22 protein-coding genes are annotated in these 24,689 nt (G+C 64.3%); 4 read left to right on the plus strand and 18 right to left on the minus strand.

What is annotated here, in order from left to right:
* Positions 1–121: 121 nt before the first annotated feature.
* The 10 genes from ACMGGN_RS18870 to ACMGGN_RS18915 form a co-directional block, all read right to left on the minus strand.
* Entirely contained in the window at positions 122–709 is a 588-nt protein-coding gene (locus tag ACMGGN_RS18870) for a phage tail protein (protein WP_196997434.1), read from the minus strand.
* A gap of 55 nt (positions 710–764) precedes the next feature.
* Positions 765–1,235 carry a GNAT family N-acetyltransferase gene (locus ACMGGN_RS18875; RefSeq protein WP_414156184.1) on the minus strand — a complete coding sequence of 157 codons (471 nt, stop codon included), beginning with the start codon at positions 1,233–1,235 and terminating at the stop codon, positions 765–767.
* Positions 1,236–1,408: 173 nt separating this feature from the next.
* Positions 1,409–2,392: a sulfotransferase family protein gene (locus ACMGGN_RS18880; RefSeq protein ID WP_414156185.1), complete on the minus strand. Its 984-nt coding sequence runs from the start codon at positions 2,390–2,392 to the stop codon at positions 1,409–1,411.
* Complete coding sequence (locus tag ACMGGN_RS18885; RefSeq protein WP_414156186.1) at positions 2,380–3,180, minus strand: aspartyl/asparaginyl beta-hydroxylase domain-containing protein; 801 nt, start codon at positions 3,178–3,180, stop codon at positions 2,380–2,382. Before ACMGGN_RS18885 ends, ACMGGN_RS18880 begins: the two co-directional genes overlap by 13 nt.
* A 25-nt stretch (positions 3,181–3,205) precedes the next feature.
* Positions 3,206–5,299 (minus strand): biotin/lipoyl-binding protein, encoded by a 2,094-nt coding sequence (locus tag ACMGGN_RS18890; protein WP_414156187.1) that lies wholly within the window; start codon positions 5,297–5,299, stop codon positions 3,206–3,208.
* Positions 5,299–6,618 carry an efflux RND transporter periplasmic adaptor subunit gene (locus ACMGGN_RS18895; protein ID WP_125923527.1) on the minus strand — a complete coding sequence of 440 codons (1,320 nt, stop codon included), beginning with the start codon at positions 6,616–6,618 and terminating at the stop codon, positions 5,299–5,301. The genes ACMGGN_RS18890 and ACMGGN_RS18895 overlap by 1 nt, the downstream gene beginning before the upstream one ends.
* Positions 6,615–7,361, minus strand: coding sequence for an efflux RND transporter periplasmic adaptor subunit (locus ACMGGN_RS18900; protein ID WP_281870251.1), 747 nt, complete (start codon positions 7,359–7,361; stop codon positions 6,615–6,617). The genes ACMGGN_RS18895 and ACMGGN_RS18900 overlap by 4 nt, the downstream gene beginning before the upstream one ends.
* A 162-nt stretch (positions 7,362–7,523) precedes the next feature.
* Positions 7,524–8,918: a GABA permease gene (gene gabP, locus ACMGGN_RS18905; protein ID WP_281870139.1), complete on the minus strand. Its 1,395-nt coding sequence runs from the start codon at positions 8,916–8,918 to the stop codon at positions 7,524–7,526.
* A gap of 363 nt (positions 8,919–9,281) precedes the next feature.
* The gene (locus ACMGGN_RS18910) at positions 9,282–10,625 is read right to left on the minus strand and encodes an MFS transporter (RefSeq protein ID WP_046785158.1); all 1,344 of its coding nucleotides are present in this window, start codon (positions 10,623–10,625) and stop codon (positions 9,282–9,284) included.
* Between the two features lie 166 nt (positions 10,626–10,791).
* Positions 10,792–11,742 (minus strand): 2-hydroxyacid dehydrogenase, encoded by a 951-nt coding sequence (locus ACMGGN_RS18915; RefSeq protein ID WP_414156188.1) that lies wholly within the window; start codon positions 11,740–11,742, stop codon positions 10,792–10,794.
* Positions 11,743–11,842: 100 nt separating this feature from the next.
* Between ACMGGN_RS18915 and ACMGGN_RS18920 the strand changes: the two genes are divergently transcribed.
* Positions 11,843–12,730 (plus strand): LysR substrate-binding domain-containing protein, encoded by an 888-nt coding sequence (locus tag ACMGGN_RS18920; protein ID WP_080952079.1) that lies wholly within the window; start codon positions 11,843–11,845, stop codon positions 12,728–12,730.
* Between the two features lie 115 nt (positions 12,731–12,845).
* Here ACMGGN_RS18920 and gudD read toward each other — a convergent pair whose 3' ends face one another.
* Both gudD and ACMGGN_RS18930 read right to left on the minus strand, forming a co-directional pair.
* Positions 12,846–14,201 carry a glucarate dehydratase gene (gene gudD / locus ACMGGN_RS18925; RefSeq protein ID WP_012312599.1) on the minus strand — a complete coding sequence of 452 codons (1,356 nt, stop codon included), beginning with the start codon at positions 14,199–14,201 and terminating at the stop codon, positions 12,846–12,848.
* 19 nt (positions 14,202–14,220) lie between these two features.
* Positions 14,221–15,573 carry an MFS transporter gene (locus ACMGGN_RS18930; RefSeq protein WP_046785155.1) on the minus strand — a complete coding sequence of 451 codons (1,353 nt, stop codon included), beginning with the start codon at positions 15,571–15,573 and terminating at the stop codon, positions 14,221–14,223.
* A 261-nt stretch (positions 15,574–15,834) separates the two neighbouring features.
* Here ACMGGN_RS18930 and ACMGGN_RS18935 point away from each other — a divergent pair, with 261 nt between their 5' ends.
* On the plus strand, positions 15,835–16,533 hold the full coding sequence (locus ACMGGN_RS18935; RefSeq protein WP_039603559.1) for a FadR/GntR family transcriptional regulator: 699 nt from the start codon (positions 15,835–15,837) through the stop codon (positions 16,531–16,533).
* A 9-nt stretch (positions 16,534–16,542) separates the two neighbouring features.
* On the opposite strand, the gene ACMGGN_RS18940 is transcribed toward ACMGGN_RS18935, so the two are convergent.
* The 4 genes from ACMGGN_RS18940 to ACMGGN_RS18955 form a co-directional block, all read right to left on the minus strand.
* A complete protein-coding gene (locus ACMGGN_RS18940) occupies positions 16,543–17,553 on the minus strand; it encodes a zinc-dependent alcohol dehydrogenase family protein (RefSeq protein WP_039603560.1) in 1,011 nt (336 codons plus the stop codon).
* Between the two features lie 150 nt (positions 17,554–17,703).
* The gene (locus ACMGGN_RS18945; protein WP_012312595.1) at positions 17,704–18,294 is read right to left on the minus strand and encodes an HAD family hydrolase; all 591 of its coding nucleotides are present in this window, start codon (positions 18,292–18,294) and stop codon (positions 17,704–17,706) included.
* Complete coding sequence (gene tesB / locus ACMGGN_RS18950) at positions 18,291–19,160, minus strand: acyl-CoA thioesterase II (protein ID WP_012312594.1); 870 nt, start codon at positions 19,158–19,160, stop codon at positions 18,291–18,293. Before tesB ends, ACMGGN_RS18945 begins: the two co-directional genes overlap by 4 nt.
* 91 nt (positions 19,161–19,251) lie before the next feature.
* Positions 19,252–19,824: a GNAT family N-acetyltransferase gene (locus ACMGGN_RS18955; RefSeq protein ID WP_012312593.1), complete on the minus strand. Its 573-nt coding sequence runs from the start codon at positions 19,822–19,824 to the stop codon at positions 19,252–19,254.
* Between the two features lie 113 nt (positions 19,825–19,937).
* Between ACMGGN_RS18955 and ACMGGN_RS18960 the strand changes: the two genes are divergently transcribed.
* Complete coding sequence (locus ACMGGN_RS18960; RefSeq protein ID WP_115273507.1) at positions 19,938–20,852, plus strand: histone deacetylase; 915 nt, start codon at positions 19,938–19,940, stop codon at positions 20,850–20,852.
* Between the two features lie 149 nt (positions 20,853–21,001).
* A complete protein-coding gene (locus ACMGGN_RS18965; protein WP_281870143.1) occupies positions 21,002–22,243 on the plus strand; it encodes a TIGR03862 family flavoprotein in 1,242 nt (413 codons plus the stop codon).
* 89 nt (positions 22,244–22,332) lie between these two features.
* Here ACMGGN_RS18965 and ACMGGN_RS18970 read toward each other — a convergent pair whose 3' ends face one another.
* Positions 22,333–23,652: a DEAD/DEAH box helicase gene (locus ACMGGN_RS18970; RefSeq protein WP_012312590.1), complete on the minus strand. Its 1,320-nt coding sequence runs from the start codon at positions 23,650–23,652 to the stop codon at positions 22,333–22,335.
* 55 nt (positions 23,653–23,707) lie between these two features.
* Entirely contained in the window at positions 23,708–24,628 is a 921-nt protein-coding gene (gene yedA, locus ACMGGN_RS18975) for a drug/metabolite exporter YedA (protein ID WP_046785150.1), read from the minus strand.
* Between the last annotated feature and the right edge of the window lie 61 nt (positions 24,629–24,689).

Here is a 24,689-nt window from a genome sequence, read left to right on the forward strand (position 1 = left end):
CAGCCCTTGGGCTGGTTGATCCTGTAACTGCGCCAGGCAATGGCGCATCCTTGTCGAGAATCCTGACGCACCGCGGGGAGCCGACATGCCCCCCGCGATGAACTGCACTGCTTGCCTTGACTTAGTTACGGCTGGGGAAGATGCCTTCCAGGGCGATGATGAAGTTCATGCCCAGGTAGGGGTTTTGCACAGAAACTGGCAGCGAGGCACCACCCAGGTTGACGCTGGTTTGAGGCACCGTGACGTTGAACGGCTTCAGGCTGGTATTAGGCACGTCACTGGAATAGATATCCGCCGCCGCCCCTGCCCCCGAACTGTCAAAAGACTTGGCCAGCACGTTGCCAGACGAAGGTGCCGCAGCGTTGGCATCGCCTTCCACCGCCGGTATGGCCACCGAAACGGTCTGGGCAGGGATCACCGCCTGCTGCATCGGCATGTTCGACTGCAACAGCGTGACATCGTTGACACCGCCAGCTTCGCCCTGCACCACATCGGCCAGGCCTGGCCCGGTGCCGAAACCGATTGGCCCGCGACCGCGCAGGTCTGGCAGGGCGAAGGTGGTCCGGCCATCACCGCCATACGTGGTGCCAAGCAGTGCGAACAACGCGTTGTTCTGGGCAATGCTCATCAGCTGACCTTGGCAGAATGCCCAACCGCGAGGCGCAAAGTTGCCTGCGAACATCTTGATCTCACCGAGAAACGGATCCATTTGCTGCTCTCCTATGACTACCTGCAAGGCGGACCTGGTGGCCCGCGAAATGGGTTCAGGAACGATGCATCTTCAGGTACAGACCATTGTCCTCGACAACCGCGAAGCCACTGCGCCGATACAGGCGCACTGCCGGGCTGTGCGAAGTGACGTGCAAACCGGCGCTCAGGCCCTGGCGGTCAGCCTGTGCCAGCCACTGGCGCAGCAGACGAGAGCCGATACCCTGGCCCTGCCAGGCGGGCAAAATTGCCATATCGATGATCTGCAGGCGGCTGTCGGCCCATTGCAGGGAAGCACGGCCGATACGTTCGTTGGCGGTTTCGATGATCAGAAAGCAGGCGTCGGGGTACTGCGCCTGGTAATGGAGGTGCTGGGCACGCCACTGCTGGTCGAGAAAATGCTCGATCGTTGCCTGGTCCCACGCCAGCGCGGCCATTTCGGCGGCCCGGGTGGTACCGTACAAGGCACGCAGAAACACTTGGTCAGCGTCCACCACGGGCCGCAGAAGCACTTCAGAAGTCGACATCGGGTCACGCTTCCCTGCTGTAGTTACCCCATGGTGAGGGGAGCACATCCAAGTGAATTGTCCTACACGATGGCGTAGAGCCTAGTCGATTGCCGAGGCAAATCGCCACCACTGTTTCGGGCGATTTACACAGTTTCCTCAAACAGGTGTTCGAAGCCTTTTGGCGCCAGTTTTCAGTCGTTATGCAAGCGTATGAATTCCAAGCACTTATAGGGTTCTAGCGCCCATTTACGCACACCTTCAAGTACTTGCTCGCTGGCTTGTGCTCGCTTGCGCTGGCTGTCAGCACTGAAGTTCATGCCCGGTTGCTTGGCGTCGAACGCTGCCACTTCACGCAACCTCGGCACATCGCTGGGCATCACCCCGAACACTGGGGCCAGGCGCCCCCAGATGGCCTCAGGCAGTTCACTGTAGTTGACGGCAATGCCGCCGTGTTCCCGGCATAGCTGCAGGCCGGCCTTGAGGATCTCGCCTACCACCCGGCAGGTGTATTGCACCGTGTCCATGCCCTTGCCGCTGCCCAACAAGGTGTCCAGCAGCGAGGCGCCAAGCAGGCCCGGCACCCGGTGCATGCCAGCCTGGCGCAACTGCGAGACAACGATCTCCAATGGGTCGCGATACAGGAAGACCCTCGGCACTTCGGGGTACAGTTCGGCCAGTAAGGGCGCTTCGAACACGTTCCAGGCATCAAGTTTGATCACCAACTGGCGCTCATCGCCCTGGCGCCGCTGGCCGTAGGCTGAAAGCAGTGCGCGCACGCCTTCGGCCTGCCAGTCCTTGGCGCCTGGGTCCTGCAGCGATGCCCTCAGCAGGTTGTCCAGGGGTGGCGGCTCGCTGAGCACGATGTTGCGCGCCTGGCTGGCCAACAGTTGTGCGATCAGCGTGGAGCCGCATCGCGAGGCATGGAACACCAGCACCGAAGGTGCCAAGCCCGGGCTGCGCACTTGCCAGTCCAACAGTGCCTGCAAGTTGGTGTCGCGGCGCAGGGCCTGGTTGAACGGCAGGCGTAAGGCCTGATCGACGTCGTCTCGGAAAAACGGCCTGGTCAGGGGCTGCTGGCCAAACCAGCACCAGTCCAGGCGCCACTCAGCCTTGTCACGCCACAGGCGAATGGGCATCCAGCCGTGAAAACTGCCTGACGCATTCAGATTCGCCATTGATCGCTCCATGCTTGCTTGCCTTGGCGCATGGCACTCAGCACTTCGGCATCGGAAAACACCAGGCCCATGGTTGCACCGAGGGCAATGGCCGCGGCCACGAATGCCCGTGGATCGTCCAGTGCCTGCAGCCTGGTTGCCAGTGCAGGGGCATGCGCCACTTGCTCACGAAAGCGCTCGAAAGCCTGCACTGCCCGCCCCGGGCTCAATGCCGGGGTTAGTGCCCGCCCCTGTTCGATCAACCCGAGCAGCCAGTTGTCGGCCAAGCAGTCGAGCACCAGGTGGATACGCTCACCGGGGCCGGGGTTGTGCACCCGATGCGCACGTGACAGGTCAACGAACCAGCACTCGCCAGCCTGCATGGGGACCTGCAGGCCGTCGACGATAAATTCAACACCAGGTGGGCTCAGCAATGGCACATGCAGGCGCAGGCAGCCTCCAGGGCGGCCCAGGTCCGGGTCGCGGTGCTCGTGAATCCGCGCGCCCTCGCCCAGGCGCAGCAGACGTGCGGCCTGCAGGGATGCGCGAAATGGCCCCAGCGCGGCCTGCCACGCCGTCTCATGGCGCCACCAGTCCTGCCTCACGGGCGTGCCCCGGCCCGGTGCAAGCGGCACAGGGGCATCCTCGGCACTGACCAGCGCCACACCGCTCCAGTCGCCCTCGTGATAACCGCGGTTGAAATGCGCCTGCCAGGCCCCTGCCTCCACCCGTGCCAAAGCCTGCAGCAATGCCGGCAGGTCCATGGCAAGAGGCAGTCGGGAACATAGCGGCAGCGAGACTTCGCTCATGGCTGCTCCTTGCAGTGAATTCGCACTAGAAACCACTCTCGCGCACGCCCAAGGCTGCCAACCGGCGCCAGGCAGCGCCCAGCAGCGACTCGCGGGCACCCTCGAGCACCACCACCCCACGCAACGGCTGGGCCACATCAGCCACATCCGTCAGCGGGCTCAGGCGCACCCCGTACTGCGCCTGCAGCGGCTGGGCCCGCTGTTGGCCATCGCGGCGCACGGCCACCGGGCCATGTCGGTCAGACGCCAGCGCCTGCAGTTCCAGCGCGGCAACCCCGGTGGCATCCACCTGCTCCACGCGCACGGGCAACGCCGCCCGAGCCGGGTCATCGGCAATGAAGCGTCCTTCACTGCCAGCCGCTACGCGCCACAAATCGGCCTCGCCCAAGTAACCACGCAGGCGCACCCCCGGTTCGACGACCCGCCCCAGGGCCTGGCCTGTATTGACCCACTGCCCCGCCTGCAGGTCCCTGGGCATGTCGCGCCACACTCCCGCACCCGGCGCGCGCAATTGCAAGCGTTCACGCTGCGCGGCAAGGCCACGGTACTCGGCCACTGCCTCGGCCAGTTGCTGCTCGAGCACCCCGGCATCGCTGGCGGTAGCGCTGCGCCCGGACTGACGGCGTAACAGCAACTGCAGAATTTCTATTTCGCGGCGCACGATCTTCAGGCGCGAATCCAGGTCCGGCGATTCCAGCTCCAGCAGCAACTGCCCCTGAGCGACCGCCTGGCCATCGTGCACCTGCAACTGCTTCACTCGCGCCGCCACAGGCGCATGCAAGGCACTCACCCGCGACGCCTCGAGCATCGCCGGCACCTCCACTGCACCGCGCCAAGGCACGGCCAGCAGCGCCAGCAGCAGCATCAACCCCAGGCCAAGCCCCAGCGCCTTGCGCGGCTGGGCCTGGTCACGGCGCAGCCACCACTGCTGCAGCTCCTTGCATACCGGCAAGCCGATGAACCACACCAGTTCCACCAGCATGAGGAAGATGCCCAGCACCTTGAAGAACAGGTGATACACCGCCAGGGCGATACCCAAGAACAACAGCGCACGCCAGACCCAGGCGCCATAGCCCCATATCAACAGGCGCTGGCGCATTACCGGTGGCCACGGCTCGGGCATCGTCTCGCCATAGCCGAACAACGCCTCGCGCAAGCGCCACCGGCACAGGGCAAACGCGCGTTGCTGCAGGTTTTCCACGCCTAACAGGTCACTGACCAGAAAGTACCCGTCAAAGCGCATGAACGGGTTGAGGTTGACCAGCAAGGTAGTGATCCACGTGGCACTGGCCAGCATGAACGCTGCGGTGCGTAGCGGCCCATCGGGCAGCAGCGACCAGGCCAGCAGTGCCAACACCGCCAGTACCAGCTCGGCGAATACGCCACCTGCATCTATCAGCAGCCGTGAGCGCCGGTCGCTGACGCGCCAGGCATCGCTGACATCGGTGTAGAACATAGGCAGCAGCACCATGAACGCCAGCCCCATGCTCTGCACACGGCAACCCGCGCGCTTGGCCATGTAGGCATGGCCGAACTCGTGGCATAGCTTGGCGAAAGCCAGGGCCAGGCCAAAGGCGAGCATGCCGCCGAGGCTGAACAGGTGCGGGAACGTGGCGATGAAGCGCGACCAGTCACGAATCACCAGGAACAGGCCAAGCACCAGCAGCGCCGGCAGGCCAACGCGCAGCAGCCAGCCACCATGGCGCTCGAGCAGCGGCCAGGTACGGTTGAGAAAGGCATCCGGGCGCCACAGCGGGATGCGGAAGAACAGGTACTGGTGCAATGCTTTGTGCCACAGCCCCTGTTGGCTGGCGGCGGCCTTCACGGCATAGCTCTGGCGCTGCCCCGGGTCCTTGGCGCTAAGCAGGTCGTGGTGGCCGAGAAACGCCAGTAGGTCCTCTACCGCCTGAGTATCCAGAGGCAGGCCCGGCTCGGCATTGGCAGCTGCCAGCACCCGTTGCGGCTCACCCAGCGGCCAGTGGCGGAGCAAACGCACCGCTGCCGCGCCAAGCTTGAAATAACGGCCGCGCAACGGGTCGGCCAAGGTCCATTGCGGGGCACCGTCCAACGCCGGTGCCGCTGGCGAGAGCTGCAGGTCCGCACGCAGCGCCGGCAACATTACAGGCCCAGCCCTTGGCGCAGGGCCGCCAAAGGCCGGCGCAGCAGGTAATAGGCCAATGGCGCGCGTTCGCCGTACAGCTTTGCCGTACCGCGCAGGCCGATGCGTGGTGAGGCCTCGACGAAGGTCGCATCCAGCCGGTAGGCAAGCTGCCCGGCGGCGGTGGTTTGCGCCTCGTAGGCAGCACGTTCAAGCTGCGCCACGTGCCGATGCAGTGGGTCACTGTCAAGGAACAGCGCCACCTCGGCCCCCGGCTGCAGGGCGATGGCATCGCCGACCGGCAATTCCAGGCGCAGTTCAGCGTGCACAGGGTCGGCCAGTTGCATCAGCCGCTCGCCGGTCTGCACCGGTTTGCCAGTCCAGCGCTCGGCATCGGCGAACACCGCAATGCCGTCACGTTCGGCGCGGATTTCGCTGCGCGCCAGCAACTGGTGGGCATAGTCGAGTTCGGCGCGTTTCTGTTCCACGCGTGCGGCCAGCAAGTCCAGGCGCGCGCTGGAGTCGGCATCGGTAAAGGCGCGCTGGGTACTGACCTTGAGTTCGGCCTCTGCCACGCCCAAGGTGCGTGCGGCAACATCGGCCTGGGCCTTGAGGGCGGTGGCATCGAAGCGCACCAGCAAATCCCCCGCCGCCACACGCTGGTTGGGTTTGACCAGGAACTCGGCCACCACCCCGTCCAGCGGCGCCGCCACCACCCAGCCACCGCGCGGCACCACCTCGGCCGGTGCCAGCACCGACTGGCGCACCGGCAGCAACAGCAACAGCAGCGCGGCCGCCAGCACCGCCAGCAAGCGCCGCCGCGGCCAGCGCAGGCGCCAAGGGCGCACCGGGTTCAGCGCCTGCCAGGCATGCGCATAAGTTTCCCCCAACTGCACCAGCAAGGCCTGCTCGGCGGCGTTGAACGCCTGCTCGCGGGCCAGCCACAAGCCGCCGAAGGCCTCACCCTTGCGGTCGTGCAATGGCAACCAGAAGGCTTGCCCTGCCGACAACGCCTGCCAGTCGGCGAGGGTCTGGGCATCCAGCACGCTTGGTTCCACCTCGCCGGCTTGCCCTGCGACACCCGCTGCCTGCAACTTGCCCACGGCACGTTCGACAAAGGCCACGAACGGTGCATTGGCTTCCACCACGCTGATGCCTGTCAGCGCCTGCACCTTGCCGGCGATCAGTAACGCGGCATGGCGAAAACCAAACATCGCCTGGCCGTCGTTGACCATGGCATACGCCAGCTGCTCGGTACTGGTGGCCTGGCGCGCCTGGCGCTGCAGCCCCAGAAACAAGGCGAAGGCCCGTTCCGCCGTACCATGGGCAGCGGCGGTCATGGCTGCTGCGCAAAGCTGGCCGTACCGCTCATGCCCGCCAGCAAACCGTGGGTGTCGGTGGGGAGTTCGCCGATCAGCAGCAGCGTCTGGCTGCCTTCATCGATTCGCGCGCCCACACGCTTGACCGTGGCGCCCAGCGGCTGACCGGTTTCATCCGGGGTGAACTGAAAGCTTTGCCCAGGCTTGAGCCTGGCCAGCCAGCGCGAAGGCACCAGCAGCTGGATTTCCAGCGAACGATTGTCCACCACCTCCACCAGCGGTGCGCCGTTGGCGACGCTTTCGTGGGGCTGGGCACGGCGTTGTACCACTCGCCCATCGAACGGGGCGGTGACCACACAGCGCTTGACCTGCACTTGGTAGACCTGGGCTTCGGCCTGGGCCTGGGCTTGCTTGGCCTCAGCCAGCGATACCTCGAACTGCCCCACCGATTTCAATGCGGCCAGTTGACGGTTGTGGTTGAGCTCTTCGCGGCTTGCGCGCACCGCCGCTTGAGCGGCATTGAGCTGGGCCTGGTAGGCCGAGCAGTCGAAGCGCGCCAGGGTGCTGCCCTTCTTGAAGGCCTCGCCATCAGCATAAGGCATCTCGACGATACGCCCGGCCAGCTCACTGGCCAGCACTGCCTGGTGACGCGCGCGCAACACGCCACGGGCGCTGTGCTCGGCGCCCGTATTGCCGACGCTCGGCGTGTCCAGCAGCGGGTCGCCTGATGCTTCATTGGCCAGCGCCAGTGGCAGGTGCAACATACTCAAGGCCAAGGCCAGTCGAATCCCACGACACATGTTGCACACTCCCTTGCAAGCTAGGAGACCGGAGTGTACGAAAAAAGTGATGGCACGGATACATCACGCCGATCGGGCCATGGTGGCCGAGCAACCCGGCCACCATGGAGGCGTCACAGCCGCCGCTCAACCGAGCGAGCGCACCTCCGCCGCCTGTCGCTCATGACCGCGCGCGGTGACGATGCCAAGGAAGGAAATGAAGATCGCCAGGCTCAATGTAGCGGTCACCTCCACCCGGTGCTCGGGCGTATACATCATCACCGCCAGCGCCCCGCCAATGAAAATGATCACCGCCCAGGTCAGCCACGGGAACAGCCACATGCGGAACTTCAGTTCCGCGTTTTCGCGCTCCAGGCGGCGGCGCATGCGTAGCTGGGAGATGGCGATGACCATGTAAACCAGCAGCGCAATGGCGCCGGAGCTGGCCAGCAGGAACTCGAACACACCCTTGGGTGCGAAATAGTTGAGGATGGCGATGGCCGCGCCGATCAGGGTGCTGCCGAACACGGCAGCGCGTGGCACGCCGACCTTGGAGGTCTTGTTGAGGAAGGCCGGCGCATCACCGCGCTTGGCCAGTGAGTACATCATCCGCGAAGCGATATAGATCGACGAGTTCATGCAGCTGGTCACGGCCACCAGCACCACCAGGTCGACCATGAAGGCGGCATTGGGGATGTTCATGATTTCCAGCGCACGCTGGTAAGAACCCACCACCGCAAGCTGCGGGTCGTTCCATGGCACGATCGAGATGATCACGAAGATCGACAGGATGTAGAAGGTACTGATGCGCCAGATCACAGAGCGCGTGGCCTTGGCGATGTTACGCGACGGGTCGCTGGATTCGGAGGCGGCAATGGTCACCGCTTCAGTGCCGATGAAGCTGAACATCACGGTGATGAATGCACCAATCACGGCAGACCAGCCGTTGGGCGCAAAGCCGCCGTAGGCGCTCATCAACCCGCTCAACCCGCTGACTTCGCGGTTGGGCAACCAGCCCATCAGGGCCGCAAAGCCCAAGCCGATGAAGCAAAGGATTGCCGTGACTTTGAGAATGGCGAACCAGAACTCGAACTCACCGTACTTGGCCACGCTGAACAGGTTGGTGCACGCCAGTAGCAGTACGGAAGCGAGGGCGAAGATCCAGCTGTCCACCTGTGGGAACCAGGCGTTGAGCACATGCCCGGCGGCCAGTGCTTCGATCGGGATCACCAGCACCCAGAACCACCAGTACAGCCAGCCGATGGTGTAGCCGGCCCAGCGGCCGATGGCCTGGTCGGCATAGGTGGAGAACGAACCGGTGTCGGGGTGCGCCACGGCCATTTCGCCGAGCATGCGCATGACCAGCACCACCAGGGTCCCGGCCACGAAGTAAGAAACAATGGTGGCTGGCCCGGCTGCCGCGATGGCGTGCCCGGAGCCGACGAAAAGACCGGCGCCGATGATGCCCGCGATGGACAGCATCGTTACATGACGTGGCTTGAAACCTTGTGCAAGGTTGCCATCAGATCCCACGGTGTTCATTGATGTTGTTCTCTTTTTGCTGACACAAGGAAGGACGGGCAGGCGTAGGCGAAAATATCTCCTTTGGATTCAATGAGTCGACACCTTGCTTGCGCGCTGTTGTTGATCTTTGGCGCGCGTCACAAAGCAGGGCGTCAGTGCGGTTCGGGGTTCATTTAAGCCGGCTGAGGCTGCAGGAAATTACACGAGAACGCCTCGCAACTGTTCGATCACGACAGCGCTTTTCCATAAACGTCAGATGTCGTGGATGGCATGTCCAGACACGCCTGATGGCCATTTGAGGGTTTTGTTTTTCATCTGGGTATGCGTAACAAATACAAAAAAGCCCCGGTCTCCCGGGGCCTCTGTTGCTCAGGCGTCTGCCTACGCCTGCCCCGTCCGTTCGAAGCGCCGGGCCAGCAACAGGTAAGCGAAGATCCCCAGCACGCCATGGGCGGCCACGAACCAAAGTGCGTTGTCGAAGGAGCCGGTGCTGGCCACTACGTAGCCGATCACCAGCGGGGTGACGATGCCGGCAATGTTGCCGATGCCGTTGAACACGCCACCGCACAGGCCGACCATTTTCTTCGGTGCCACATCCGACAGCACCGCCCAACCCACCGCTGCCAGGCCCTTGCCGAAGAATGCCAAGGTCATCAGGGCAATTACCGCCGCGTTGCCATCCACGTAATTGGCCAGCACCAAGGTGGTGGACAACGCCATGCCGATCACGAACGGCGTCTTGCGCGCCCTGGACGGGTGCACGCCGCGGCGGATCAGCCAGTCGGACACGAAGCCCCCAAGGATGCCACCGGTAAAGCCGCAGATGGCCGGCAACGCGGCCACCCAGCCGGCCTCCATGATGGTCATGCCACGGCCCTTGATCAGGTAGATCGGGAACCAGGTGATGAAGAAATAGGTGAGCGCAGTGATGCAATACTGCCCCAGGTAGACCGCCCACAGGTTGCGGCTGGTGAACAGCTGTGCAAGCTCCGCGCGGGTCGGTTTGCTCTTGGCCGTCTTGCGCTCTTTTTCCAGGTCGACCAGCGCTCCGCCTTCACGCATGTAATCGAACTCTTCACGGCTCAACCCTGGTGCGCTGTGCGGCTCATGGTAAAGGCGGAACCACACCACGCTCAGCAGCAGGCCGAGCACGCCCATCCAGATGAATACCTGCTCCCAGCTCATCGTGTGGGTCATCCACGCCATCAGCGGCGCGAACACCACCACTGCCATGTACTGCGCCGAGTTGAACAGCGCCGATGCGGTACCGCGCTCGCGGGTGGGGAACCAGCAACTGACGATGCGCGAGTTGGCCGGGAATGCCGGTGACTCCACCAGGCCGAGCATGAAACGCATGGAGAACAACGCCACCGCAGCCGACACACCGGCCAGGCCCAGCCAGCCCACTGTGCCTTGCAGCAGGGTGAACAGCGACCAGAGAATCAGGCTGATGCCATACACGCGGCGTGCACCGAAGCGGTCCAGCAACCAGCCGCCGGGTACCTGGCCGAGGGCGTAGGCCCAGGCGAAGGCAGAGAAGATCATGCCGAGCATGACCGGGTCCAGGCCGAGGTCCTTGAGTACCTCGGTGCCAGTGATCGACAGGGTGGCGCGGTCGGCATAGTTGATGACCGTGATGACAAAGATCAGCGCCAGGACAAGGAAGCGATGGCGGCCGATTGCGGCGACGGCCTGCGGTGCGGCGACGGCGGATTTGCTGTTCATGTGTACCCTCTTGCTTCTCGATGGAAGCGATTGTTCTTGTGCAGAGAAGGTGTGGCCTTGTGGTGTCGCTAGTGGCCCTATCGCCGGCAAGCCGGCGCCTACAGGTACATCACCGGGCTGCAAAGCAGTGGGCTCCCAGTGGAAGCCGGCTTGCCGGTGATAGGGGTTACGCGCAGTTCGGCGGCACCTCACCGCGGAAACAGGCAGCGAGGTTGTCCAGCACCATTTGCCCCATTTCCAGGCGGGTCTGCAGGGTGGCGCTGCCTCGGTGCGGCTGCAGGCTGACCTGGTTGAGGTCACACAAAGCCGGTGGCACATGGGGTTCATCGACGAACACATCCAGCCCGGCTCCGGCAATGCGCCGTTCGCGCAAGGCCTCGACCAGTGCGTCCTCATCCACCAACTTGCCGCGCGCCACGTTGATCAGGTAGCCCTGCGGGCCCAGCGCGTCGAGCACCTCGGCGCTCACCAGCACCTTGCCGCCATCAGCCGAGGCCGCCACCACCAGCACATCCACAGAACGCGCCAGTTCGACCAGGTCAGCGACGAAGCGGTAGCCACAGCCGTGCTGTTCGCGGCGGCCGTTGTAGGTAATGTGCATGTCGAAGGCGGCAGCACGGCGGGCGATGGCCTTGCCGACTTGCCCAAGGCCGACGATGCCCAGCGCACTACCACTGACCTTGCGCGCCAACGGCAGGTTGACCGTGCCCCACAAGCCGTCACGCACCAGGCGTTCACCTTCGCCCAGGCGGCGTAGTGTGTTGATGATCAACCCCATGGTCATATCGGCCACGTCGTCGGTGAGCACCCCCGGGGTCGTGGTGACATGTATGCCGCGCTTCGCCGCGTGGTGCAGGTCGACAGCGTCGGTGCCGATGCCACTGATGGCGATGATCTGCAGCGCTGGCAGTTGATCCATCAGCGCATTGGCCAAGCCTTTGGCGCCACCGGTGACCACCCCACGAATACGAGGGCCGACCTCATCGAGCAGTTGTTGAGGATTGTCATGTCGATACAGCCGATGCACCTGGTAGGCACTGACCAGTTGCGCATCGATGGCATCCGGTACCGGCTGGGTCAGCAGCAGCTCGACGGCTGCGGTGTTGTCGTTGTTCATCGTTGATATCCGGCAACTTCAAAGGTGTGACTCGATGCTAGGCCGGCATGCGATACAGGTCTAATATAGATGGTGGATCGAATAATTCAGGAATTGAATCATGGAGCTGCACCAGCTGCGCTGCTTCGTAGCGGTTGCCGAGGAGCTGCATTTCGGCCGTGCCGCCAGCCGCCTGCACATGACCCAGCCGCCGTTGAGCCGGCAGATCCAGCTGTTGGAGCATTCGCTGGGGGTGCTGCTGCTCGAGCGCAACAACCGCCAGGCGCGGCTCACACTCGCCGGGCAGAGCTTTCTGGAAGATGCCCGGCGCATACTGCAGATCGCCGAATCGGCCAGCCAGTCGGCCCGGCGCATTGCCCATGGCGAGGCTGGCCGACTGACGCTGGGCTTCACAGCGGTCGGGGCCTACAGCATGATCCCGCGCCTGCTGGTGCACGCCGCCAAGACCGTACCCGACATCGAACTGGTGCTCAGCGAGCGCATCTCCGCAACCCAGGTGCATGACCTGGAGGCTGGGCTGATCGATGTCGGTCTGGTGCGCCAGGTACTGCCCAGCGCGCGCGTGGAGTACCTGCCGATCCACCGCGAGCCCTTCGTCGCTGCCCTGCCCGCCGGCCATGCACTGGCAGCGCGCGAGCGGCTCAAGCCGACCGATTTCGATCAGCAGCCGTTCGTGATGTACAGCGCCAACGAGGGGCGCTACTTCCATGACCGCATCGCCAATCTGTTTGCCCGCCACGAGGTGCAGCCGCGTTATCTGCACCAACTGGGGCAGACGCATTCGATTCTGGGGTTGGTCAATGTCGGGCTGGGCTGTGCGGTGGTGCCGGCATCGGCGCAGGCGCTGCGGCTGGAGCAGGTGGTGTTCAAGCCAATGGTGGGGACGGACCAGCAGGCGGAGATCTTTCTGGCGTATTGCCGGGATAATCCGAACCCAGTGCTGGGCGCGTTTGTGGCGATGGCTCGGGCATTTTTTGAGGCGGGGTGAGGCGGCTGCTGCGCAGCCCAATCGCCGGCAAGCCGACTCCCACAGGTACCCCGCTGCTCTCAAGCTCAGCGCAAACCCAGTGGGAGCCGGCTTGCCGGCGATAGGGCACCGGGCTTCAACGCACCAGGCAAGGCCGCTTGTTATCGAACGTCCAGCCGGGGATCAGGAACTGCATCGCCACACCGTCATCCCGCGCTCCCAGCCCCATGCTGCGGTAGCACTCATGGGCCTTGGCCAGTTGGTCTTCATCCAGCTCCACCCCTAGCCCTGGGCGCTCTGGCACGCGCACATGGCCGTCGACGATGCGCAGCGGCTCGCGGGTAAGACGCTGGCCGTCCTGCCAGATCCAGTGGGTGTCGATCGCCGTGATCTCACCCGGCGCCGCCGCAGCTACCTGGGTGAACATCGCCAATGAAATATCGAAGTGGTTGTTCGAATGCGAACCCCAGGTCAGGCCCCAGTCGTTGCACATCTGCGCCACCCGTACCGAGCCCTGCAAGGTCCAGAAGTGTGGGTCGGCCAAGGGGATGTCCACTGATTGCAACTGGATCGCATGGCCCATCTGGCGCCAGTCGGTGGCGATCATGTTGGTGGCGGTGGGCAAGCCGGTGGCACGGCGGAACTCGGCCATCACCTCACGGCCCGAATAGCCGTTTTCGGCACCGCACGGGTCTTCGGCATAGGCCAGCACGTGGTGCTTGTCACGGCACAGGGCAATGGCCTCTTGCAATGACCAGGCGCCATTGGGGTCTAGCGTGATACGCGCTTCGGGGAAGCGCTCGGCCAGCGCCGTCACCGCCTCCATCTCCTCTTCGCCACGCAGCACGCCGCCCTTGAGCTTGAAGTCGCTGAAGCCATAGCGCTGCTTGGCGGCTTCAGCCAGGCGCACCACGGCCTCAGGGGTCAGTGCCTTCTCGTGACGCAGGCGGAACCAGTCATCATCGGCGTCGGCCTCGTTGCGGTAAGCCAGGTCGGTCTGCTGGCGGTCACCGATATAGAACAGGTAGCCGAGCATTTTCACCGCGTCGCGCTGCTGGCCTTCGCCGAGCAGCGCGGCCATGGGCACATTGAGGTGCTGGCCGAGCAAGTCGAGCAGCGCCGACTCGATGGCCGTCACCGCATGCACGGTAATGCGCAGGTCGAAGGTCTGCAGGCCACGCCCGCCGGCATCGCGGTTGGCGAAGGTCTGGCGCATGGCATTGAGCACACGCTGGTAGTGGCCGATCGGCTGGCCGACCACCAGGCTGCGGGCATCTTCCAGGGTCTGGCGGATCTTCTCGCCGCCGGGCACTTCGCCCAGGCCCGTGTTGCCGGCGCTGTCACGCAGCACCACAACGTTACGGGTGAAGAACGGGCCATGGGCGCCACTGAGGTTGAGCAGCATGCTGTCATGGCCGGCTACCGGGATCACGCGCAGGTCGGTGACCACGGGGGTGCTGGTGTGGAGTGCGGGAGTCGTCTGCATGTTCATGATTGTTGTCTCGCAGTCATCAGTGGGTCTGGCCCAAGGCCGAAGGGGCCTTGAGGTCATTGGAGGGGACGCCCTTTGGGCGAGTGCGCACGAAGAACACCGCAATGGCCGCCAGCACCGAGGTCACGGCCAGGCCGTACAGGCCACCCTGGATCGACCCGGTCTGCTGCTCGAGCAGGCCGAAGGTGGTGGGCGCGACGAAGCCGCCCAGGTTGCCCACCGAGTTGATCAGGGCGATCACCGCCGCAGCGATACGCGCGTCCAGATAGCCTTGGGGGATCGGCCAGAACAGTGACGAAGCGGACTTGAAACCGATGGCGGCAAAGCACACCGCGACAAAGGCGAACACCGGCCCGCCCGTGGTCGACATGAACATGCCGATGGCCGCGATCACCAGGGCAGCAGCCACCCAGGCCTGCTGGAACTTCCAGCGTGAGGAGCCAGCGGCGAAGGCATACATGGCCAGAATCGAGATCAGCCACGGGATGGAGTTGAAGAAGCCGACCTGCAGGTCGCTCAGGTCACCCATGCGTTTGATGATGCTGGGCAACCAGAAGGTCGCAGCGTAGATGGTCAGCTGGATGCAGAAGTAGATCAGGCAGAACAGCACGATCTGGCGGTCCTTGAGCAAGCTCCAGGACGATACCTTGACGGCGCCGGTGGCTTCGCGCTCACGTTGCTCGCGGTCGATGGTATCGACCAACGCGTCCTGCTCGGCCTTGCTCAGCCACTTGGCGTCGTGCGGTTTGGAGTCGAGCCAGAAGAACACGAAGAAGCACAGCGTGACCGAGGCCATGCCCTCGATGAACAACATCCACTGCCAGCCATGCATGCCCAGGCCCTGGATCTGCATCAGCGCGCCGGCCAGTGGGCCGGAGATCAGCGAGGCAAGCGCCGAGCCGCTGAGGAAGATGGCAATCGCCTTGCCGCGTTCGGCACCTGGCAGCCAGCGGGTGAAGTAGTAGATCACCCCAGGGAAGAAGCCGGCCTCGGCAACACCGAGCAAAAAGCGCAGCACGTAGAACTGGGTTTCGTTCTGCACGAAGGCCATGGCCGTGGCCACCAGCCCCCAGGTGAACATGATGCGGGTCAGCCACAGGCGGGCGCCGACGCGCTGCAACAGCATGTTCGAGGGCACTTCGAACAGCGCATAGCCGATGAAGAACAACCCGGCACCAAAGCCATAGGCCGCAGCGCTGATACCCAAATCGCTTTCCAGGTGTGGCCGGACGAAGCCGATGTTGACGCGGTCGAGGTAGTTGACGATGAACATGATCACGAACAGCGGCAGGACGTGGCGCTTGACCTTGGCCACGGCGCTGGCCAGCACGTCGCCGCCGTTACGGGCAGACGGATCGAGGGTGTCGTTCACTTGTGTATCTCCCACTAATTGTTTTTGTGCGGGTCGAGGTGGTCTGACATGACAGTGGGCAGAGCATATGCGCGGCGAAGTTGTACGACAAGATGGCGATTGTCGTTAAAAACACAAAATACAAGCTTATAGATCGTATAAAAGCGGCGATAAAGCTAATAAGTTCACTTTTCAGGTTGCCCGGCGCTGCGAAAAAACAGGCAGAAAATATTTTTATCGACTAACTTGTCGTACAAGCTAACTCGCCAACCGGAGCAGCCCATGCCCCAGCAGCCCCGCAAAACAGGCCACAGCCGTGCCCACGACCTGGTCTCCAGCCTGACCCAGCAAATCCTGCTGGGCACCATCAAGCCGGGCGACAAACTGCCGTCGGAAAACACCCTGGTGCGCGAGCACGGTGTCAGCCGCACCGTGGTGCGTGAAGCCCTGTCGAAACTGCAGGCCTCCGGCCTGGTAGAACCGCGCCATGGGATTGGTACCTTCGTGATGGCGCGCCCGGCGCAGGCCGGGTTGCGGGTGGGAGTGGAGAATGCCGCAAGCGTGCGCGACCTGCTGGAGCTGCGCATCGGCCTCGAAGGCCAGGCAGCCGCCCTCGCCGCCGTGCGCCGCAACGAACAACACCTGGCACGCATGCGCCAGGCACTGGACGATTATCAGGACCTCGCCGCGGCCGGTGACAGTTGCATCGAAGCGGACCGCCGCTTTCACCTGCTGATCGCCGAGGCCACCGGCAACCTGTACTTCAGCGAGATGATGGCGCAGCTGGGCAATGGCCTGATTCCTCGCAACCGCATGGCCATCGCCGAACGCGCCGGGGCCAACCTGGCGCGGCATGCCTACCTGGCCAACCTGGAGCATGAGGCGATTCTCAACGCCATTGCCCGGCAAGACCCGGATGCGGCGCGGGCGGCGATCTGCCTGCATCTGTCCAACAGCCGGGACCGGTTGTTGCCGGACTAAGGGTGGCGATTACCAGGTCAGGCAGATCTTGCCGAAATGCCGGTTGCTCTCCTGGTAGCGGAACGCTTCGACGATCTGCTCCAGTTCGAAATGCTTGTCCACCACAGGCAGCAAGCCGTTGGCGTCGATCGCCCGGACCATCGCCTGCTGCTGCGCGCGGCTACCCACCAGCACACCCTGCAGACGGATCTGCCGAACCAGCGCCTGAACCAGCGGCAACTGCCCGGCGACACCGGTAAGGATGCCGATCAATGACACATGCCCACCGATCCGTGCGGCAATCATCGACTGCTCCAGCGTCGCCGGCCCGCCTACCTCGATCACATGATCGACGCCACGGTTGCCGGTGAGCTCACGCACCTTCTCGCCCCAGGCCGGGGTGCTCTTGTAGTTGATCAAGTGATCAGCGCCCAGGGCCTTGAGGCGTTCGAGCTTGGCATCGCTGGACGAGGTGGCGATTACCGTGGCGCCTGCCAGCTTGGCGAACTGCAGGGCGAAGATCGACACGCCGCCGGTGCCCTGTACCAGTACGGTGTCGCCGGGCTTGAGGTGATCGTCGCTCATCAGTGCACGCCAGGCCGTGAGGCCGGCGGTGGTCAGGGTGGCGGCCTCGGCGTGGCTGTAGCCCTTGGGTGCCAGCGTGAAGGAGGTGGCGCGGGCGGTGACCTGTTCACGGGCGTAGCCGTCGATGCCATCGCCCGGCACGCTGGCGAAGCCTTCGACCAGTGCCTGGCCATCGAGCCAGTCCGGGAAGAAGGTGCTGACCACGCTGTCGCCGACCTTGAACTCACTGACGCCCGCCCCGACAGCGGTCACTTCGCCAGCGCCATCGGCCATGGGAATGCGCCGCTCGCTCGGCCCCCACATGCCGCTGACCACGGCAAAGTCGTGGTAGTTGAGGGAGCTGGCGTGCAGGCGTACGGTGATCTCGCCGGGCTTGGGCGCAGCAGCCTCACAGGTGCCGACTTCGACCTTGTCGTAGCCGCCGCCGGGTTGCACGTAGATGGCTTTATGGGTCATGGCTGGTTCTCCATTTGGGAAAAATACTGCGGGTGAGCATAGACAGTAACGGCCCTATCGCCGGCAAGCCGGCTCCCTCAGGTGCTCGGGCAGCCTTCAGCAGCGGTGATCAACTTGCCGGCGGCAGGGCAAGCGCAGGCTACCGAAAACTCAGCCCAGCAACGCCCGCAAAGCCCGGCAGTCCACCGCATGCCAGTCCACCAGTTCCGGCCATGGGTTATCCGGCAGGTTCACCAGCACTGTGCGCGCCCCGGCCGCTCGGCCGCAATCCAGGTCGAAGCGGTAGTCACCCACCATCACCAGTTCGCTCGGCGCCACACCCCAGGCACTGGCGATCTTCAGCAGGCCATCGGGGTTGGGCTTGGGCGCCGCCTCGTCACGACCGAGCACGTGCTCGACGGCAAAGCAATCCGCCAGGCCGATCGCCTCCAGCGTGACATGCGCCAGCTCACGCGCATTACGGGTAAGGATGCCCAACCGGCAGCCACGCCCGGCCAGCTCCCGCACCAGCTCCACAGCACCGGTAGCTGCAGTCGAGGCAACCGCCAGGTCGCGCTCGTGCTCCAGCAGCCACGCATGCTTGGCGGCCGCTTGCGCCGCAGGCAATGCCGCCAGGTGGGTGAGGATGTCGTCCTCGGGCGGAATCTCCAGCGCCTCACGAATGGCGGCAAAATCATGCACTGCCACGGTGAGGGTGCCGTCCATGTCGAACACCCAGTTGCGGATATCGGCCAGGCTCATGCCCAGTCCTTGCGGTGACGGATCAAGCCTTCCTGCGAAGACGACGCCACCAGCTGCCCCGCACGGTTGTAGATACTGCCCCGGCAGAAACCACGGGCATTGCCGGCCCATGGGCTGTCGGTGGCGTACAGCAGCCACTCATCGGCGCGCAGGTTGCCGTGGAACCACAACGAGTGGTCGAGGCTGGCGATCTGCATGTCGCGCTGCCACACCGATTTGCCATGGGGCAACAGCGAGGTGGTCAGCAGGCCGAAGTCCGAGGCGTAGGCCAGCAGGTACTTGTGCAGCGCGGGCACGTCCGGCAGGGTGCCGTCGGCGCGGAACCAGGTGTATTTCACCGGGTCGCCGGGCTTGGGGTTGAACGGGTCACGCTCGGTGACCGGGCGTATCTCGATCGGTTTGGCACACAGCACCTTGTCACGAATGCGCTCAGGCAGGTGGTCGGCCATGGCGCGGGCCAGTTCGACCTCGCTCGGCAGGTTCTCCGGCCCGACCACATCAGGCATCTGCGCCTGGTGCTCGAAACCTTCCTCGTCGTACTGGAACGACGCACTGCAAGTGAAAATGGTCTGGCCCTTCTGGATGGCCGTCACGCGCCGGGTACTGAAGCTGCCGCCATCGCGCACACGGTCTACCGAATAGACCACCGGCAGGCTGGCATCGCCAGGGCGCAGGAAGTAACCGTGCAGCGAATGCACATGGCGCGCGTCTTCGACCGTCTGGCTGGCCGCCGACAGTGACTGGCCCAGCACCTGGCCACCGTACAGCTGGCGGAAGCCCAGGTCCTGGCTGCGCCCACGGAACAGGTTCTCCTCGATCGATTCGAGGCTCAACAGGTCGACCAGGTCGTCCAACACATGACTCATCGGGGGTTCTCCTAGCAAGGCATCACAGCTCTACGGCGCTTTCATGAAGGCAAATGATACAGGGTTTGTCATCGGCACCGCGCATGACCGCTCATTCAGCGCGCAAGGTCTGCTCCCAGCGGGGCCGGTCGATGCGGTACAGCACGTGGGGCCGCAGCGGGTGCCCGGCGGGCAGGCGCGGGTGCTCGAAACTGCCTTGCAGGTCCTGCACCATGCCGATGGCCTGCATGACCTTCTGCGACGGCAGGTTGGCCTCGGTAGTGAACGACACCACCTCCTCCAGGCGCAATTGGGCGAAAGCACAACGCAGGCAGGTCCACGCCGCCTCGCTGGCAAAGCCCAGGCCCCAGTGCCGCCGGGCAAGGCGCCAGCCGATTTCCACAGCTGGCGCGAACGGCGCATCGAAGTTGACGTTGAGCAGGCCGGTCATGCCGATGAAGGCGCCGCTGTCCTTGCGCTCCAGGGCCCACAGGCCGAAGCCGTATTCGTTGAAATGGCCGCGGATCCTGCCGATCAATGCCGCCGCCTCCAGCCGCGTCATTGGGGCGGGAAAGTAACGCATCACCTGCGGGTCGGCGCTCATGGCGGCGAACTCGCGCAGGTCGTCGTCATGCCATTGGCGTAACACCAGGCGGGCGCTTTCCAGTTCAAGGATGGGGGTCATGGGGCGTGCTCCGGTTTTGCCGTGCTACAGGTTCAGCGTAGGCGCGGCGCAGTACTTTTACCCACAACCCAACAACTGGCAAGATCAGCACTGGCCCCGATTGCGAACCCACCATGCCGTTGCCGCTGATCTACCACGATGACTACAGCCCGGAGTTCCCACCCGAGCATCGCTTCCCCATGGACAAGTTCCGCTTGCTGCGCGACCACCTGGTCGAGAGTGGGCTGACCACCGACCAGGCTTTGCTGCGCCCGCAAATCTGCCCCAATGACATCCTCGCCTTGGCCCACGACCGCGACTACATCGAGCGCTATATGCACGGCGAACTGTCGCGCGAGGACCAGCGCCGCCTGGGCTTGCCCTGGAGCGAGGCCTTGGCGCGGCGCACCGTGCGTGCGGTGGGCGGCTCGCTGCTGGCTGCCGAAATGGCGCTGCAGCACGGCCTGGCCTGCCACCTGGCCGGCGGTACCCACCACGCCCACTATGACCACCCAGCCGGTTTCTGCATCTTCAACGACCTGGCCGTGATCAGCCGCTACCTGCTCGAAGCCGGGCGGGTGCACCGGGTGCTGATCTTCGATTGCGACGTGCACCAGGGCGATGGCACCGCGCGCATCCTGCAGGACACCCCGGACGCCATCACCGTATCGTTGCACTGCGAACAGAACTTCCCGGCGCGCAAGGCCCACAGCGACTGGGACATTCCGCTGCCGCGGGGCATGGGTGACGCCGCCTACCTGAAGGTGGTGGAAGACGCGCTCAACTACCTGTTGCCGCTGTATCAACCCGACCTGGTGCTGTACGACGCCGGTGTGGACGTACATAAGGACGATGCCCTCGGCTACCTGCAACTGACCGATGCCGGCTTGGCTGCGCGCGACGAGCATGTCATGCGCCACTGCCTGGGGCGGGATATCCCGGTGGTCGGCGTGATCGGCGGCGGCTACAGCAAGGACAGGGAAGCCCTGGCGCGACGCCACGGCATCCTCCACCACAGCGCGGCGAAGGTCATCAGTTGTTCACAATGACTGTGGAACCGCCTGTGGATAACCTGCTGGAAAGCCGCTACAGCCCTTTACCACCGTGCCCTGCAGCATACTGATCATTTTTTGCTCAGTGCTTGCATGGCCCCTGCTGCGTTAGAATGCGCGGTCTTTTCCACAGCCTGCTGACCACCATGTCCGATCTACGCCCCGCATCCCCTCCCCTGGCTGTCGTCATCGGCGCCGGCCCCGCCGGCCTGATGGCCGCCGAAGCCCTGGCCCAGGCGGGCCTGGCAGTGCAGGTGTTCGACGCCATGCCGTCGGTGGGCCGCAAGTTTCTGCTGGCGGGCGTCGGCGGCATGAACATTACCCATTCCGAGCCCTATCCCCAGTTCGTGGCGCGCTATGCCGAACGCGAAAGCGAGATAAAGCGGCTGCTGGGCGACTTCGATGCCGATGCCCTGCGCCAGTGGATTCACGGCTTGGGCATCGAAACCTTCGTGGGCACTTCGGGCCGAGTCTTCCCGACCGACATGAAAGCCGCGCCGTTGCTGCGCGCCTGGCTCAAACGCCTGCGCGACAGCGGCGTGGTTATCCACACCCGCCATCGCTGGCTGGGCTGGCACGCCGACGGCGCCTTGCAAATCGCTTATCCACAGGGCGAACTGCAGGTAAAGGCTGATGTTGTTGTGTTGGCCTTGGGTGGCGGCAGCTGGGCCAGGCTGGGCTCCGACGGCGCCTGGCAACCTGTGCTGGCCGAACGGGCTGTGGATATCTCCCCCTTGCAAGCGAGCAACTGCGGGTTTGAAGTCGCAGGCTGGAGTGCGCTGCTCAAGGACAAGTTCGCCGGCGCGCCGCTGAAGAACATCGCCCTGGGCATGCCAGGCACGGCAACGCGCAAAGGTGAGTTCATCCTTACCGCCCAGGGTGTCGAGGGCAGCCTGGTGTATGCCTGGTCTGCACCGTTGCGCGAGGCCATCAACCGCGACGGCCAGGCAACGCTGCTGCTCGACCTGCTGCCGGACAAGCCTGTGGACAAGATTGCCCAGGCCCTGGCCAAGCCGCGTGGTTCGCGGTCGATGGCCAAGCACCTGCACAGCCAACTGGGCATCGACGGGGCGAAGGCGGCACTGCTGCGTGAACTGACGGATCAGGCGACGTTTGCCGATATGGCCGCGCTGGCGCGAGCGATCAAAGCGTTACCGATCACGCTGGTACGCACCCGGCCGCTGGACGAGGCGATCAGCAGTGCCGGTGGCGTGCGCTTCGAGGGGCTGGATGAGGGGTTGATGCTCAAGGGCATGCCTGGCGTGTTCTGTGCCGGCGAGATGCTGGACTGGGAGGCGCCGACAGGGGGGTATCTATTGACGGCGTGCTTTGCCAGTGGGTTGCGGGCCGGGCGGGCAGCGGCGCAATGGCTGGCGCGGTCTGCGTGACAGGATGCGGGGCCGCTTTGCGACCCTTTCGCGACTGTCCGTAGGAGCGGCCTTGTGTCGCGAAAGGGCTGCAAAGCAGCCCCAAAACCTCAAGGCTTGCGCTTCTTCGGCCCGGTATTGAAGCTCGGCACTTTGCGCACCGACTTGACCGGAGCCTCGTCGCCACTGTCCATCCAGCGCCCCAGCCCGCGCTTGGCACTGTTCTCTTTCGGCTTCTTGGGCTTTTTCGGCTTCTTGATCACCTGGCCACTGGCATCGGTCATCGGCACCCGGTGATCGGGGATGAAGTCCGGTTCTTCGTGGCGCGGCAAGGTCTGGCGAATCAGTGTCTCGATCGTTGCCAACTGCTGCACTTCATCGGCGCACACCAGCGAGATCGCCTCGCCTTTATTGCCGGCACGGCCCGTGCGACCAATACGGTGCACATAATCCTCGGCCACGATCGGCAGGTCGAGGTTGACCACCAACGGCAGGTCGTCGATGTCCAGGCCGCGGGCGGCAACGTCGGTGGCGACCAGTACCTGGATCTCACGGGCCTTGAAGCTGTCCAGCGCGCGCTGGCGCGTGGCTTGCGGGCGGTCACCGTGAATGCCATCGGCGTTCACGCCCTCGCCCAGCAGCCGCTCGACCAACTGGTCTACGCCATTGCGAGTCTTGGCAAACACCAGTACCTGCTTCCAGCGCTGCTTGCGCAGCAGGTGGCAGAACAGGTCGACCTTGCGCTTCTTGTCCACCGGCACCAGCCACTGCTTGACCGTGGTGGCAGCCGCGTTGCGCGGGCTGACCTCGATGCTCAGCGGGTCATTGAGCGCCAGCCCTGCCAGCATGCGGATCTGGTCGGAGAAAGTAGCGGAAAACAGCAGCGTCTGGCGCTTGCGCGGCAGGGCCGCGTATACCGACTGCAGCTCTTCGGCAAAACCCAGGTCGAGCATGCGGTCGGCTTCGTCAAGCACCAGGGTCTGTACCTGGTTGAACTTCACCGCGTTCTGGCGGAACAGGTCGAGCAAGCGCCCCGGGGTGGCCACCAGCAGGTCGACGCCACGGCGCAGGCGCATCATTTGCGGGTTGATGCTGACCCCGCCATACACCGCGTACGTGCTGAGCGGCAGGTTTTCGGCGTATTCGCGCACATTGTTGTGCACCTGCTCGGCCAATTCGCGGGTCGGTACCAACACCAGGGCACGGATCGAGTTGCTGGCGACCTTTTCCCCTTCCAGCGCCAGGCGCTGCAGCACAGGCAGCGCAAAACCGGCAGTCTTGCCGGTGCCGGTCTGGGCCGCGGCCATCAGGTCGCGGCCGGCCAGCACGGCGGGGATGGCCTGGGCCTGGACCGGGGTCGGGGTGGTGTAGTCCAGCTGCTGCAGGGTGCGCAGCAACGGTTCGATCAGGCCGAGTTTGGCGAAATTCATGGCAATACCGTCAGGGGGTTCAGCGAAGGCGGCAAGTTTACCGCAACACCCCGGCCTACTTGCAGGTTTCGCCCTCAAGCGATGCAGTGGGCTGCGCCGGCCTGCGCCACTGCGGCAGGCCGATCAGCACCACGGCACTGATGATCACCGCCATCGCCAGGCATTCCTCTGCGCCGATCTGCTCGCCGGCAAAGACGATACCAAGCAACACTGCAACCGCCGGGTTGACATAGGCATAGCTGGTGGCCGCCGCCGGGCGCACATGCTTGAGCAGGTACATGTAGGCGCTGAATGCCAGGATCGAGCCGAACAAGACCAGATAAGCCAATGCGCCCCAGCCTGCAGCAGTGGGCATCTGAGTCAGGCGCTCACCCGACAGGGCGCTGCCCAGCAGCAATACCGCACCACCGACCAGCATCTCGGCCGCACTGGCCATGGGGCCTTGGGGTAACGGCAGGCTCTTGCTCCAGACCGACCCGAACGCCCACGCGGCAGCCGCAAACAGGATCAGCGCCGCACCGATGGGGCTGGCCTGCAGGTTAGAGCCGAGGTTGAGCAGGCCGATGCCAACCAGCCCAAGGAAGATGCCCGCCCACTCCAGGCGCGAATTGCGATGGCCGAACAGCAGGCCAAACACCAAGGTAAACAGCGGCACCGTAGCCACCGCCAGCGCAGCGACGCCGGAGGCAACGCCAGCATGCTCTGCAACCGTCACGCCGCCATTGCCGCAACTGAGCAGCAGAAAACCCACGGCCCCTGCTGCACGCCATTGCGGCCAGGTCGGCGCCGGCACCCCGCGCCAGCGCAAAAACCCATAGAGCAGGCCCCCGGCGATAAGGAACCGCACCCCGGCCATCAGCATCGGTGGCCAGGACTCCACACCAATGCGAATGAACAGGTAGGTCGAGCCCCAGACCAGGTACAAGGCCAGAAAGGCACCAATCAGCAATAACGGGAAGCGGCGGGAGGCAGGCATGGCAAAACTCGAAATCCGTTTACGGGGAAATGAGTTTAGGGAGCCTCGCCGCCAAGATTAA

The organism is Pseudomonas sp. BNK-30 (assembly GCF_047456185.1).
GTDB lineage: Bacteria > Pseudomonadota > Gammaproteobacteria > Pseudomonadales > Pseudomonadaceae > Aquipseudomonas > Aquipseudomonas putida_E.

Coding starts and splice junctions, on each gene's coding strand:
- ACMGGN_RS18870 (WP_196997434.1), bottom strand. CDS start 709: ATGGATCCGTTTCTCGGTGAGATCAAGATGTTCGCAGGCAACTTTGCG.
- ACMGGN_RS18875 (WP_414156184.1), bottom strand. CDS start 1,235: ATGTCGACTTCTGAAGTGCTTCTGCGGCCCGTGGTGGACGCTGACCAA.
- ACMGGN_RS18880 (WP_414156185.1), bottom strand. CDS start 2,392: ATGGCGAATCTGAATGCGTCAGGCAGTTTTCACGGCTGGATGCCCATT.
- ACMGGN_RS18885 (WP_414156186.1), bottom strand. CDS start 3,180: ATGAGCGAAGTCTCGCTGCCGCTATGTTCCCGACTGCCTCTTGCCATG.
- ACMGGN_RS18890 (WP_414156187.1), bottom strand. CDS start 5,299: ATGTTGCCGGCGCTGCGTGCGGACCTGCAGCTCTCGCCAGCGGCACCG.
- ACMGGN_RS18895 (WP_125923527.1), bottom strand. CDS start 6,618: ATGACCGCCGCTGCCCATGGTACGGCGGAACGGGCCTTCGCCTTGTTT.
- ACMGGN_RS18900 (WP_281870251.1), bottom strand. CDS start 7,361: ATGTTGCACCTGCCACTGGCGCTGGCCAATGAAGCATCAGGCGACCCG.
- gabP (WP_281870139.1), bottom strand. CDS start 8,918: ATGAACACCGTGGGATCTGATGGCAACCTTGCACAAGGTTTCAAGCCA.
- ACMGGN_RS18910 (WP_046785158.1), bottom strand. CDS start 10,625: ATGAACAGCAAATCCGCCGTCGCCGCACCGCAGGCCGTCGCCGCAATC.
- ACMGGN_RS18915 (WP_414156188.1), bottom strand. CDS start 11,742: ATGAACAACGACAACACCGCAGCCGTCGAGCTGCTGCTGACCCAGCCG.
- ACMGGN_RS18920 (WP_080952079.1), top strand. CDS start 11,843: ATGGAGCTGCACCAGCTGCGCTGCTTCGTAGCGGTTGCCGAGGAGCTG.
- gudD (WP_012312599.1), bottom strand. CDS start 14,201: ATGAACATGCAGACGACTCCCGCACTCCACACCAGCACCCCCGTGGTC.
- ACMGGN_RS18935 (WP_039603559.1), top strand. CDS start 15,835: ATGCCCCAGCAGCCCCGCAAAACAGGCCACAGCCGTGCCCACGACCTG.
- ACMGGN_RS18940 (WP_039603560.1), bottom strand. CDS start 17,553: ATGACCCATAAAGCCATCTACGTGCAACCCGGCGGCGGCTACGACAAG.
- ACMGGN_RS18945 (WP_012312595.1), bottom strand. CDS start 18,294: ATGAGCCTGGCCGATATCCGCAACTGGGTGTTCGACATGGACGGCACC.
- tesB (WP_012312594.1), bottom strand. CDS start 19,160: ATGAGTCATGTGTTGGACGACCTGGTCGACCTGTTGAGCCTCGAATCG.
- ACMGGN_RS18955 (WP_012312593.1), bottom strand. CDS start 19,824: ATGACCCCCATCCTTGAACTGGAAAGCGCCCGCCTGGTGTTACGCCAA.
- ACMGGN_RS18960 (WP_115273507.1), top strand. CDS start 19,938: ATGCCGTTGCCGCTGATCTACCACGATGACTACAGCCCGGAGTTCCCA.
- ACMGGN_RS18965 (WP_281870143.1), top strand. CDS start 21,002: ATGTCCGATCTACGCCCCGCATCCCCTCCCCTGGCTGTCGTCATCGGC.
- ACMGGN_RS18970 (WP_012312590.1), bottom strand. CDS start 23,652: ATGAATTTCGCCAAACTCGGCCTGATCGAACCGTTGCTGCGCACCCTG.
- yedA (WP_046785150.1), bottom strand. CDS start 24,628: ATGCCTGCCTCCCGCCGCTTCCCGTTATTGCTGATTGGTGCCTTTCTG.